Source organism: Kineococcus lubricus, from assembly GCF_050871965.1.
In the GTDB taxonomy this organism is placed as follows: Bacteria; Actinomycetota; Actinomycetes; order Actinomycetales; family Kineococcaceae; genus Kineococcus.
In genome coordinates, this window is the sequence record NZ_JBJLSK010000011.1 from 35,565 (window position 1) to 48,602 (window position 13,038).

The following is a 13,038-nucleotide window of genomic DNA, read 5'->3' on the forward strand; positions in this document are numbered from 1 at the left end:
ACGCCGGGGCCGCCGGAGCGACCCCGGCGTCCCGGGAACTGCTGGTCCTCAGCGACGGTCCACGTCGACGAGGTCGACGCGCACGGACTTGCCGCCGGCGAGCGCACCGATGACGGTGCGCAGCGCCTTGGCCGTGCGACCCGCACGGCCGATGACCCGGCCCAGGTCGTCCGGGTGCACGCGAACTTCGAGCAACGCCCCGCGCCGCAACGTCTTCGACGTCACCTGCACGTCGTCGGGGTGACCGACGATGCCGCGCACGAGGTGCTCGAGAGCGTCCGCGAGCACCGGGTCAGGACTCTTCGGCCGGGGTCTCGGCGTCGGCGGCGGGCGCCTCGGCCGGGGTCTCGGCGGCCTTCACGACGCCACCGGCGGGCACGCGCGGGGGCTTGGTGTTGGCGGCCGGGACGCGGTAGGTGCCCTCGGTGCCGGGCAGGTTCTTGAACTTCTGCCAGTCGCCGGTCACCTTCAGCAGCGCGGCGACCTGCTCGGTCGGCTGCGCGCCGACACCGAGCCAGTACTGCGCCCGGTCGGACTTGATCTCGATGGTCGAGGGGTCGGTCATCGGGTTGTAGATCCCGATCTCCTCGATCGCGCGACCGTCGCGCTTGCTGCGGGAGTCGGCGACGACGACGCGGTAGAACGGCGCGCGGATCTGGCCCATGCGCTTGAGGCGAATCTTGACAGCCACGGTGTGGGGTGTCTCCCGGTTCTGAAGTGTCGGACGGAACGCTCCGGTGTGGGGACGCCGGGTCGAGCAGTCCATGGACACGCGCGCCCCGGGTGAGAGGGTCCCTGGGCGAACGAGTGCCCGTCCATCATGCCAGAGGTCGCGCACCGTCCACGACACGGCCGCGCAGCACCACCCGCGGGTCCCGCAGCACCCCCAGGTCCCGGCGCGGGTCGCCGTCCAGGACCAGCAGGTCGGCGCTCGCGCCCTCGACCAGCCCGGGGTGACCCAGCCAGCGCCGCGCCGACCACGTGGCGGCGTCGAGGGCGGCCGTGCGGCTCAGCCCGGCGGCGACCAGCTCGAACAGCTCGTCGACGATCAGCCCGTGCGGCAGGACGCTGCCGGCGTCGGTCCCGGCGAACAGCGGCACGCCCGCGTCGTGCAGCGCGGCGACGTTCTCGTACCGCCGGGCGTGCAGGGCCCTCACGTGCGCGGCGTACCGCGGGAACTTCGGCTCACCCCGGTCGGCGATGCCGGGGAACGTGGCGATGTTCACCAGCGTGGGGACGACGGCCACGCCCGCGGCGGCCAGGCGCGGCAGCAGCTCTGCTCGCAGCCCCGTCCCGTGCTCGATCCCGTCCACCCCAGCCGCGAGCAGGTCCTCGACGCCGTCCTCGCCGAACTGGTGCACCGTGACGCGCGCACCGAGCTCGTGCGCGGCGGCGACCCCGGCGGCGAGGACGTCGGCCGGCCAGCACGGGGAGAGGTCACCGCTGGTGCGGTCGATCCAGTCGCCCACGAGCTTGACCCAGCCGTCACCGCGCCGGGCCTCGACGCGGACGTGCTCGACGAGGTCCTCGGGCTCGATCTCGTGGGCGAGCCCGCGCAGGTAGCGCCGGGTGCGGGCCAGGTGCCGGCCCGCGCGCACGATCCGCGGCAGGTCCTCGCGGTCGTCGATCCAGCGGGTCTGCGAGGCCGATCCCGCGTCGCGCAGCAGCAGCGCCCCGGCCGCGCGGTCGGTGAGCGCCTGGGCCTCGCTGACCTCGTCGGGCACCTGCCCGTGCGGGCCGACCCCGACGTGGCAGTGGGCGTCGACCAGCCCGGGAAGGACCCAGCCGGGGAGGGTGGACCCGACCCGCGCGGGCTTCGAGAACGTCAGGCGGTCCCCGACGACCCAGGCCTGCCCGGCGACCTCGTCCGGGCCGAGGAGGATCGGCCCGGGCAGGTGGATCGCGCTCACCGGGGCCTCACTGGCCCAGGTACTTGTCGAACCCCTTCGGCAGGTTCAGGTCGGCCGGGTCGAAGCCCTTCGAGGGGTCGGGCAGACCGAACGCCGACCCGGGCTGGGAGGTCGCCTTCTCGGCGGCCGCGGCCTCCTGCTGGGCTCGCTTGGCGGGGTTGCCGCTCTTGCCCTTCTTGCCCTTGGCCGCCGCGATGCGCGCCTTCTGCTTCTTCGACGCGCCGCCGGGTCCGCCGGGCATGCCCGGGATGCCGGGCAGCCCGCCCCCGCCGAGACCGTTCTTCAGCGAGCGCATCATCTTCTGCGCCTGCCCGAACCGTTCGAGCATGTCGTTGACCGCGGACACGCTCTGGCCGCACCCGGCCGCCACGCGCGCGCGCCGCGAACCGTTCATGATCTTCGGCTGCCGGCGTTCCAGCGGCGTCATCGAGCGGACCATCGCCTCGATGCGGTCGAACTCGCGCTCGTCGAAGGCGTCGAGCTGCTGACGCATCTGCGCCATCCCCGGCAGCATCCCGAGCATCTTCTTCAGCGAGCCCATGTTCCGGACCGCCTGCAGCTGCTGCAGGAAGTCGTCGAGGGTGAAGTCCTCGTCGGCGGCGAACTTCGCCGCCATGGCCTGCGCCTGGTCGGCGTCGAACGCCTTCTCGGCCTGCTCGATGAGGGACAGCACGTCACCCATGTCGAGGATGCGCGAGGCCATCCGGTCGGGGTGGAACGGCTCGAACTCGTCGAGCTTCTCGCCCGTGGAGGCGAACATGACGGGCTGGCCGGTGACGTGCCGGACCGACAGGGCCGCACCACCGCGGGCGTCGCCGTCGAGCTTGGTGAGGACGACGCCGTCGAAGCCGACGCCGTCGCGGAACGCCTCGGCCGTGGCGACGGCGTCCTGGCCGATCATGGCGTCGAGGACGAACAGCACCTCGTCGGGCTGGACGGCGGCGCGGATGTCGATGGCCTGCTGCATCATCTCGGCGTCGACGCCGGTGCGGCCGGCGGTGTCGACGACGACGACGTCGTAGTGGTGGTGCTTCGCGTGCTCGATGCCGCGCCGGGCGACCGAGACCGGGTCCCCCACGCCGTTGCCCGGCTCGGGGGCGAAGACGTCGACGCCGGCGCGCTCACCGGTGATCTGCAGCTGGTTGACGGCGTTGGGGCGCTGCAGGTCGCAGGCCACCAGCAGCGGCCGGTTGCCGTTGCCCTTCAGCCAGCGGCCCAGCTTCCCGGCCAGCGTCGTCTTCCCGGCGCCCTGCAGACCCGCGAGCATGATCACGGTCGGGGGGTTCTTGGCGAACCGCAGCCGGCGGGTCTCGCCGCCGAGGATGCCGACGAGCTCCTCGTTGACGATCTTCACGACCTGCTGGGCCGGGTTGAGGTGCCCCACGACCTCGGCGCCGGTGGCCCGTTCGCGGATGCGGGTGGTGAAGTCCCGCACGACGGGCAGCGCGACGTCGGCGTCGAGCAGCGCCCGGCGGATCTCCCGCACGGTCGCGTCGACGTCGGCTTCGGTCAGCCGCCCCTTGCCGCGCAGCGACTTGAACGTGGCGGTGAGGCGGTCGGAGAGCGTGGCGAACACGTCCGACAGCCTAACCGGCGCTACCGGCCCGGGACCTCCGCCGCGTCCGAGAGCGCCTGGATCGCCATCGCGACGCGCGGCGGGCTCAGCCGCTCCCCCGACGGCTCGGCCAGGTACAGCACGTCGACGGCCTGCGCCGCGTACGTGGCGACGTGCGCGGACCGGATGTCGACGCCCTCCACGGCCAGCGCCCGCCCGAGGGCGTGCAGCAGCCCGGGCCGGTCTGCGCAGCGCACCTCCAGCACCGTCGCGCGGACCGAGGCCCCCGGCAGGATCACCACCCGCGGGTGCGCGACGAGCGAGCGCGCCCCGCCGCCGGGGCGACGGGCCTGGGCGTCGCGCGCGCTCAGCCGCTCCAGCAGCGCGACGTCCCCGGCGACGATCCGGTCCAGGCCCTGCCGCAGCAGGACCGCCGAGGGCGGCTCGCCGGTGGGCGACTCGACCCACCAGGAGTCCACGGCCACCCCGTCGAGGGTGCGCACCAGCGCCGACCGCACGAGGAACCGGTGCCCGGCCAGCAGCCCGGCGAGGTCGGCGAACAACCCGGTCCGGTCGGGGGTGACGACGGTGACGACGAAGAACCCGTCGACCTCGCGGACGTCGACGCGGGTGAGCCCGTCGGCGGCCACCTCGGCGGCGAGCGCCTGCTCGGAGGCGTCGAAGGGCGCCGGGCCGGGGGCCTGCTCCCCGGCCAGGGACTTGGTGGCGCGGGCGACGAGGTCGTCGACCAGGCGCGCCCGCCACGGCGACCAGGCCGCGGGCCCGGCGGCGCGGGCGTCGGCCTCGGTCAGGGCGCGCAGCTCCTGCAGCGTCTCCAGCCGGCCGTCCGTGGCCTCGACGAGCGCGGCGACGGTCTGCGGGTCGTCGGGGTCGCGGCGGGTGGCGAGGTCGACCAGGGTGAGGTGCTCGGCGACGAGCCGGCCCACGACCTCCACGTCGGCGGCGTCGAACCCGGCCCGCGCGGCCACCGCCCGGGCCAGCGGGGCCCCCGTGCGGGCGTGGTCCTGGGCGCCGGGGAGCTTGCCGAGGTCGTGGGTGAGGGCGGCCAGCAGCAGCAGGTCCGGCCGCTCGACCTCGCGCAGGAACGGCTGCGCCGCGACGGCCGTCTCGATGAGGTGCCGGTCCACCGTCCAGCGGTGGACGGCGTTGCGCTGGGGCCGGTTGCGGATGGCCGTCCACTCCGGGATCCACCGCTCGACCAGGCCGACCATGTCGAGGGACTCCCACACCGGCACCTGCGCGGGACCGGCCGCCAGCAGTTCCAGCAGGGCCTCGCGGGCCGGGACCGGCCACGGGTCCGGCAGCGGCGGGCAGGTGGTGACGAGGTGGTCCAGCGTGACCGGGGACAGCGGCAACCCGACCCGCACGGCCGTGGCCGCCGCGCGCAGCGGCAGGACGGGGTCGTCGGCGGGGTCGACGCCCGCCCCCAGGACGACCTCGCCGTCGTGCTCGACGAGCCCGTGGCCCAGGGACCGCAACCGGGGCCGCCGGCCCTGGGCGCGCAGGCGGCGGCTCGGCGTGGACTGCCGGGCGCGCCGGGTCGTGAGGTCGACGGCCGCGGAGATCGTGCGGGCGGCCTGGGCCACCGCGGCCAGCATCAAATCGGCGTCGGCGTAGCCGCAGACGACGGCGGTGGCGTCCTGCTCGGGCAGGACCAGCCGGTCCCCGGGGCGCCCGGAGGAGGCCTGCAGGCCGTCGCGGACGTCGAGCAGGACGGTGTGCGCCTCGTCGACGGCGCCGTGCGGGCGGTCGGTCAGCCAGCTCGCCGCCAGGGCGCGCAGGGTGATGGCGTCGCGCAGCCCGCCGCGGGCCTCCTTGAGGTCCGGTTCGAGCAGGTAGGCCAGCTCGCCGAAGCGGGCGGACCGCTCGGCGAGGGCGTCCAGGACCTGCGGCAGCCGGCGGCGGGCCCCGGCCCGCCAGTCGTCCAGCAGGTGCCCGCGGGTGCGGGCGACGAGGCCGCCGTCACCGGCGACGACGCGCAGGTCCAGCAGGCCGGTCGCGGCGGCGAGGTCGGCGGCCGCGACCTCGCGGCACTCCTTGGTGGTGCGCACCGAGTGGTCCAGGCGCAGCCCGGTGTCCCACAGCGGGTACCAGACGCGGTCGGCGAGCTCGGCGACGTCGTCGCGGCCCAGGGTGCGGCCGTCGTGCAGGAGCACGAGGTCGACGTCGCTGGCCGGCCCGGCGTCGCGCCGGGCCAGGGACCCCACGCACGCCAGGGCCACGCCGTCGCCGAGGGGGCCGAGCGGCTGGACGGCCCGGTCCCACACGTCGCGCAACCGGGACTCGACGAGCTGGACCAGCTCGGCGCGGCGGTGCGGGCCGGGTCTGCCGGCCCGCACCGCCAGCGCGAGTCGCTCGGTGCGCAGGTCGGCGCTCAGGGCCGACCCGCCACGGGAGCGTTCATCGCAGAGGGGCTCCGTTCTGGTGCGGGGTCAGAGCGCGTCGGGGCCGTGCTCGCCGGTCCGGACCCGGACGACGTCGTCGACCGGCACGGTCCAGACCTTGCCGTCCCCGATCCGTCCCGTCTGGGCGCTCTTGACGACCACCTCGACGACGTCGTGGGCGTCGACGTCGTCGACGAGGACCTCAACGCGCACCTTCGGCACCAGGTCGACGGTGTACTCCGCGCCCCGGTAGACCTCGGTGTGGCCGCGCTGGCGGCCGTAGCCGGAGGCCTCCGAGATGGTGAGCCCCTGGATGCCGTAGGCCTCCAGCGCGGACTTCACGTCGTCGAGCTTGTGGGGCTTGATGATGGCGGTGAGCAGCTTCATGCGGAGACCTCCGAGGAACCGGTGGTGGCGTGGCGGGCGTCGGTCGGGCGGGCGGGCGAACCGGCGACGCGGCCACCGCCCCCGGTGAGGGTGCCCCAGTCGTAACCGGACTCGGCGTGCACGACCTGGTCGATGCCGGCCACCTCGTCCTCCTCGTCGATGCGGAAGCCCATCGTCTTCTGGATGACCACGCCGATGACCAGGGTCACGACGAAGGAGAAGACCATGACGGCGATCGCGGAGTAGGACTGGATCCACAGCTGGCCCAGGCCGCCGCCGTAGAACAGGCCGTCGACACCGGCGGGGGCGTCGGCGGTGGCGAACAGGCCGATCGCCAGCGTGCCCCAGAGCCCGCCGACGAGGTGGACGCCGACGACGTCGAGGGAGTCGTCGTAGCCGAGCTTGTACTTCAGGCCGACGGCCAGGGCGCACAGGACGCCGGCGACGACCCCGACCACGACCGAGGTCACCGGGTTCAGCGCGGAGCAGGCCGGGGTGATGGCGACCAGGCCGGCGACGGCACCGGAGGCACCGCCCAGGGAGGTGGCGTGACCGTCGCGGACCTTCTCGGTGACCAGCCAGCCGAGGACGGCGGCGGAGGTGGCGGCGAGGGTGTTGACCCAGGCGACGGCGGCGGTGCCGTTGGCGGCCGTGGCCGACCCGGCGTTGAACCCGAACCAGCCGAACCACAGGATCCCGGCGCCGAGCATGACCAGCGGCAGGTTGTGCGGGCGCATCGGCTCGCGGCCGAACCCGCGGCGCTTGCCCAGGACGAGGGCCAGGGCCAGACCGGCGGCACCGGCGTTGATGTGGATGGCGGTCCCGCCGGCGAAGTCGATGGCCCCGGCGGAGGCGATCCAGCCGCCGACCTCGGAGACGACGCCGTCGAAGGAGAACACCCAGTGCGCGACGGGGAAGTAGACGACGGTGGCCCAGACGCCGGCGAAGACCATCCAGGCGCCGAACTTGGCCCGGTCGGCGATGGCGCCGGAGATGAGGGCCACGGCGATGATCGCGAAGGCGGACTGGAAGCCGACGAACGCCATGGCGGGCAGGGTGCCGACGAGGTTGTCGGCGCCCAGCAGGCCGGTCAGGCCGAAGAACTCGGTCGGGTCTCCGAGCAGCCCACCGCCGACGTCGTCGCCGAAGGCGATCGAGAAGCCGTACAGGACCCACAGGACCCCGATGAGCGCCATCGCGCCGAAGCTCATCATCATCATGTTCAGGACGCTCTTCGCGCGGACCATGCCGCCGTAGAAGAGCGCGAGTCCGGGGGTCATCAGCAGCACGAGCGAGGCGCTGACGAGCACCCAGGCGGTGTCACCGGTATCCATGGGCAACGGGCCTTCCGCAGGGCCGGCGGAGCCGGCGGGGAGTCGGGGCGAACGAGGTCAAAGGTGACCGGACCTCGTTACGACCCCCGTCCCGCCGTGTTTCGCCCGTGTGACGGACCCGCCTCCGGTGTGAACTTCAGGTAACGCGCTCAGCTGAGCAGCGCGTCCACGAACGCCTCGGGCTCGAAGGGGGCGAGGTCGTCGGCGCCCTCCCCCAGCCCCACGAGCTTGACCGGCACCCCCAGCGACTTCTGCACCGCCACGACGATGCCGCCCTTGGCGGTCCCGTCGAGCTTGGTCAGGACGATGCCGGTGACGTCGACGACCTCGGAGAACACCGCGGCCTGCCGCAACCCGTTCTGCCCCGTCGTGGCGTCCAGGACGAGCAGCACCTCGTCCACCGGGCCGTGCCGCTCCACGACCCGCTTGACCTTGCCGAGCTCGTCCATGAGGCCGACCTTGTTCTGCAGCCGGCCGGCGGTGTCGATGAGGACGACGTCGACCTCAGCCTCGATGCCCTGCTTCACCGCGTCGAAGGCGACGGCCGCCGGGTCGGCCCCGTCGCGGTCGGAGCGGACGGTCGGGACGCCGACCCGCTCGCCCCAGGTGGCCAGCTGCTCGGCGGCCGCGGCGCGGAACGTGTCCGCCGCCCCGAGGACCACGTCCTTGTCCTGGGCGACGAGCATCCGCGCGATCTTGCCGACGGTGGTCGTCTTCCCCGTGCCGTTGACGCCGACGACCATGACGACCGCGGGCCGGTCGCCCTGGCGCTCGGTGGTCAGCGAGCGGTCCACGTCGGTGCCGATGGCGGCCAGCAGCTCCTCGCGGAGCATCCCGCGCAGGTGCTCGGGGTCGCGGGTGCCCAGGACCTTCACCCGCTCGCGCAGCGCGTCGACGATGCGGGTCGTCGGCTCGAACCCGATGTCGGCCAGCAGGAGGGTCTCCTCGACCTCCTCCCAGGTGGCCTCGTCCAGGGTGTCGCGCGAGAGCAGCGCCAGCAGGCCCTGCCCGAGCGCGGAGTTGGACCGGGCGAGCCGTTCGCGCAGCCGGACCAGCCGGCCCAGGACGGGGGCGGGCCGCTCCAGGAGCGGGCCGTCGGGCAACCCGACGTCCTCCACGGTGCGGGTGGGGCTGTCGCGCGGGACCTCGGCGTCGTCCCCCACCCCCGGCAGCGGCTCGTCCCCGCCCCGAAGACCGGCCTGCCGCCCCGGCCGCGGCGGCAGCGACCGGCGCCGACGGCCCGGCCGGACGAGGCCCACGACCGCGCCCACCGCCGCGAGGGCGATGACCACGACCAGGCCGATGACGATCTCGAGCGTCTCCACGAGGCCCGATCTTCCCAGACCCCCGGACCGGCGCCGGTCAGCGGGCGCGGGCCGCCCGGTGCTCGTCGCGGCCGGCGCGCACGGTGCGGCGCTGCGCCTCGAGCCGTTCGGCGAGCTGGCGGGCCGCGCGCTCGCGGTGGTGGCGCAGCACCGGCAGCACGCGCTCGGCGGCGGCGTCGACGCGCGCCATGAACCGGCTGCCCCGACGGCGCAGCGTCGGGGCGGCCACCGACAGCAGGACGACGAGCGCCAGGCCCACCGTCAGCGCGAACGTCACCAGCAGCGTCGTGACCATCACGAGCTCACCCCCTCCGGCCCAGCGGCCCGGCTCAGCACGGCTCTCACCACGCGTCCCACCTTGCCCCGCTGGTCCCGGCCTCACCACCGGGGCCACGCCGTCGTTGCCGGTCCGTGACCGGATGCTCATCGCGGCGTCACCGTCAGGCGGGGCGGGCGTCCCGCAGCCGCTGGCTGACGACCGTGCTGATGCCGTCGCCGCGCATGGTCACCCCGTAGAGGGCGTCGGCGATCTGCATCGTCCGCTTCTGGTGGGTGATGATGATCAGCTGGCTCGTGGCGCGCAGCTCCTCGAACAGCGTGATGAGCCGGGACAGGTTCGCGTCGTCGAGCGCGGCCTCCACCTCGTCCATCACGTAGAACGGGCTGGGGCGGGCCCGGAAGATCGACACCAGCATCGCCACCGCGGCCAGCGACCGCTCCCCGCCGGACAGTAGCGAGAGCCGCTTGACCTTCTTGCCCGCCGGCCGGGCCTCGACCTCGATGCCCGTCGTGAGCATGTCGGAGGGGTCGGTCAGCACCAGGCGGCCCTCCCCGCCGGGGAACAGCCGCGGGAACACCTCCTCGAACTGCTGCGCGACCTCGGCGAACGCCTCGGAGAAGACGCGCTCGACGCGCTCGTCGACCTCCTTGACGATGTCCAGCAGGTCCCGGCGGGAGTTCTTCAGGTCGTCGGACTGGGTCACGAGGAACTGGTGGCGCTCCTCCATCGCCGCGTACTCCTCCAGCGCCAGCGGGTTCACCTGCCCCAGCTGCGACAGCGCCCGCTCGGCCGCGCGGCGGCGCCTGTCCTGCTCGGCGCGCACGTACGGCCGCGGCTGCGGCGGCGTGTCGGGCTCGGGGTCGCCCGGCGCCGGCGGCGAGGGCGGGACGAGCTGGTCGGGCCCGAACTCCTCGACGAGGACGTCGGGGTCGGTGCCGAGCTCCTCCAGGGACCGCTGCCGCAGCTGGTCGATCCTCCACCGCTGCTGGGCGCGGGCGACCTCGTCGGCGTGCCGGGTGTCGCCGAGGCGCTGCTGCTCCTCCTTGAGGGACTCCACCGCGCGGCGGGCGGCGGTGACCTCCTCGTCGAACCGGGCCCGCGCGGCCTCGGCGGCCTCGCGCAGCCGCGCGGCCTGGGCGTCGGACGTCTCCCAGAGCGCCAGCGCCCGCTGCGCGCCGTCGCGGACGGTGACGGCCACGCGGGACTGCTCGGCGCGCCGGGCGCGGCGGGCGGCGGCGCGCTCGCGGGCGGCGAGCTCCTCGGCGGCCTGCCGCTCCAGGGCGTCGGCCCGCCCGGCCAGGGCCCGCGCGCGCTCCTCGCCGGTGCGCAGCGTCAGGCGCGCCTCGGTCTCGGTGCGGCCGAAGCCGCGGGCGACCTCGGCGAGCCGGTCCCGCTCGTCGGTGGAGACGTCGCCGTCCTGCTCGGGGGCGGCCGAGGCGGCCTCGAACCGCGCGGTGAGCTCGGCCAGCTCGGCGCGGTCGGCCTCCAGCCGGGCGGTGACCTGCTCGCGGGTGGCGCGCAGCCGCTCCGCCTCCGCCGCGGCCGAGCGCACCGCGGAGCCGAGCTGGCCGAGCTGCTCGGCGACGGCGTTCATCCGGGCGTCGGAGTCGTGCAGCCGGTCCAGGGCCGCCTCGACCTCCTCGGCCGCGGCGGCCCGCGCGGTGCGGGCCTGCTGGAGGGCGAACTGCCCGCGCTGGACGCGGTGCTCGGCGGCGGCCAGCGCGTCGGCGGCCTCGTCGACGGCGGCCTGGACCTGCAGCAGGCTCGGGGTGGAGGAGGAGCCGCCGGCGGCGACGTGCGCGCCGATCAGGTCGCCGTCGCGGGTGACGGCGACCAGTTCCGGGGACGTCTCGGCGAGCGCGCGCGCCGCGGGGAGGTCGTCGACGACGACGACGTGCCCGAGCAGCCGCGCCAGCGCCGGGCGCAGGTCGTCGGGGGCGGTGAGCAGGTCCAGGGCCGCCCGGGTCCCGGCCGGGGCCGCGGGGACCGGGGCCGGGCCGGTGGAGGCCACGAGCATCCCGGCCCGGCCGGCGTCGTCGCCCTTGAGGTGCTCGATGGCCCGGGCGGCGTCGGCGGGCGTCGCGACGGCGACGGCGTCGGCGGTGGCGCCGAGCGCGGCCGCGACCGCCTGCTCGTAGCCCGGTTCCACGCTGAGCAGCGCCGCGACCGACCCCAGCACGCCGCTGAGGGCGGGCCCGGCGGCCAGCAGCGCCCCGGTCCCGTCCTTGCGGGCCAGGCCGATCTCCAGGGCCTCCTTGCGGGCCGACCAGGTGGCGCGGTCGCGCTCGGCGGCCTGCAGGTCGGTGCGGGCGGCCTCCAGGGCCTCCTCGGCGGCCTCGAGCGCGGCGGCGGCGGCCTCGTGGGCGGCGTCCAGCCCCTCCTCGCCCTCCTCGACCCCGGCGACCTGGGTCTCCAGCGCGGTGAACTCCGTCTGCGCCCGCCGGCGGCGGGCCTCGGCGTCGGCCAGCGAGCCGGAGAGGCGTTCCAGCTCCGCCTCGGCCGCCTCGACGCGGCTGCCGCGGGCCGCGACCTGCCCCCCGAGCCGGGCCAGCCCCTCGCGGCGGTCGGCGGCGGCGCGCAGGGCGGCCGCGACCCGCTGGTCCTCCTCGCGGGCGGCGCGGTCGGCCTCGGCGCGGGCGGCCAGGACCTCCTCGAGGGCGGCGCGGTCGGCCCTCACCCGGGCCGTCAGCTCCGCCTCCTCGGCCCGCACCCGCTGGGCGTGCGCCAGCAGCTCGTCGGGGTCGCGCCGGCCCGTCTGCTCCTCGGGCTCGGCGGCCAGCAGCCGCAGCCGCTCGGCGGCCAGCGCCTGCACGCCGCGCAGCCGCTCGGCCAGGGCCTGCAGCCGGTGGTGGGTCTCGACGGCGCGGGCCAGGTCGGGGGCGGCGGCCGCGGCGGCGGCCCCGGCGGCCTCCAGCCGCGTCGCGGCCTCGGCGAGGTCGGCCTCGACCTGCGCCTGGCGCACCTTCAGCGCCGCCTCGTCGGCCTCGTCGCGCTGCAGCGAGCTGGAGGCCTGCACGAGCTCGTCGGCCAGCAGCCGCAGCCGCGCGTCGCGCAGGTCGGCCTGCACGACCTGCGCGCGGCGGGCCGCCTCGGCCTGGCGGCCCAGCGGTTTGAGCTGGCGCCGGATCTCGCTGACGAGGTCGGCCACGCGCGTGAGGTTGGCCTCCATCGCGTCGAGCTTGCGCAGCGCCTTCTCCTTGCGGCGCCGGTGCTTCAGGACGCCGGCGGCCTCCTCGACGAACGCGCGGCGCTCCTCGGGGGAGGCGTGCAGCACGGCGTCGATCTGCCCCTGGCCGACGATGACGTGCATCTCCCGGCCGATGCCGGAGTCGGACAGCAGCTCCTGGACGTCGAGCAGCCGGCACGTCTGGCCGTTGATGGCGTACTCCGACCCGCCGGTGCGGAACATCGTCCGGGTGATCGTCACCTCGGCGAACTCGATGGGCAGCGCCCCGTCGGTGTTGTCGATGGTCAGCGACACCTCGGCCCGGCCGAGCGCGGACCGCCCCTGCGGGCCGGTCGTGCCCGCGAAGATGACGTCCTCCATCTTCCCGCCGCGCAGGCTCTTGGCGCTGCTCTCCCCCATGACCCAGGTCAGGGCGTCCAGGACGTTCGACTTCCCCGAGCCGTTGGGGCCGACCACGCACGTGATCCCCGGTTCCAGCCGCAGCGTCGTCGCCGAGGCGAACGACTTGAACCCCTTGAGGGTGAGGGTCTTCAGGTGCACGACGTGGGAGCCTAACGAGGCGGGGGCCGTGATCCGGTGAGGCGAGCCGCGGCGCCCGGCCGCGGGTCATCACGACCTGGAATGACAGGAACCGCGACACGCAGAGCGCTCGATG

The 13,038-nt window shown here is 75.4% G+C and carries 10 protein-coding genes; all 10 read right to left on the reverse strand.

The genetic code is table 11. From position 1 onward, the window contains the following. Positions 1–48: 48 nt before the first annotated feature. Positions 49–288, reverse strand: coding sequence for an RNA-binding protein (locus ACRYRX_RS10050; RefSeq protein WP_432511718.1), 240 nt, complete (start codon positions 286–288; stop codon positions 49–51). Between the two features lie 4 nt (positions 289–292). Further along, complete coding sequence (gene rpsP, locus ACRYRX_RS10055) at positions 293–691, reverse strand: 30S ribosomal protein S16 (protein ID WP_432511719.1); 399 nt, start codon at positions 689–691, stop codon at positions 293–295. Between the two features lie 127 nt (positions 692–818). Continuing rightward, positions 819–1,910 (reverse strand): amidohydrolase family protein, encoded by a 1,092-nt coding sequence (locus ACRYRX_RS10060; protein WP_432511720.1) that lies wholly within the window; start codon positions 1,908–1,910, stop codon positions 819–821. A 7-nt stretch (positions 1,911–1,917) separates the two neighbouring features. Further along, entirely contained in the window at positions 1,918–3,486 is a 1,569-nt protein-coding gene (ffh, locus tag ACRYRX_RS10065) for a signal recognition particle protein (protein ID WP_432511721.1), read from the reverse strand. Between the two features lie 20 nt (positions 3,487–3,506). Further along, a complete protein-coding gene (locus ACRYRX_RS10070; RefSeq protein WP_432511722.1) occupies positions 3,507–5,825 on the reverse strand; it encodes a [protein-PII] uridylyltransferase in 2,319 nt (772 codons plus the stop codon). Positions 5,826–5,918: 93 nt separating this feature from the next. Further along, positions 5,919–6,257 (reverse strand): P-II family nitrogen regulator, encoded by a 339-nt coding sequence (locus ACRYRX_RS10075; protein WP_432511723.1) that lies wholly within the window; start codon positions 6,255–6,257, stop codon positions 5,919–5,921. Next, a complete protein-coding gene (locus ACRYRX_RS10080; RefSeq protein WP_432511724.1) occupies positions 6,254–7,591 on the reverse strand; it encodes an ammonium transporter in 1,338 nt (445 codons plus the stop codon). The genes ACRYRX_RS10075 and ACRYRX_RS10080 overlap by 4 nt, the downstream gene beginning before the upstream one ends. A gap of 149 nt (positions 7,592–7,740) precedes the next feature. After that, entirely contained in the window at positions 7,741–8,916 is a 1,176-nt protein-coding gene (ftsY, locus tag ACRYRX_RS10085) for a signal recognition particle-docking protein FtsY (RefSeq protein ID WP_432511725.1), read from the reverse strand. 37 nt (positions 8,917–8,953) lie between these two features. Then, a complete protein-coding gene (locus tag ACRYRX_RS10090; protein ID WP_432511726.1) occupies positions 8,954–9,214 on the reverse strand; it encodes a hypothetical protein in 261 nt (86 codons plus the stop codon). A gap of 142 nt (positions 9,215–9,356) precedes the next feature. After that, the gene (smc, locus tag ACRYRX_RS10095; RefSeq protein ID WP_432511727.1) at positions 9,357–12,923 is read right to left on the reverse strand and encodes a chromosome segregation protein SMC; all 3,567 of its coding nucleotides are present in this window, start codon (positions 12,921–12,923) and stop codon (positions 9,357–9,359) included. Positions 12,924–13,038: the final 115 nt, after the last annotated feature.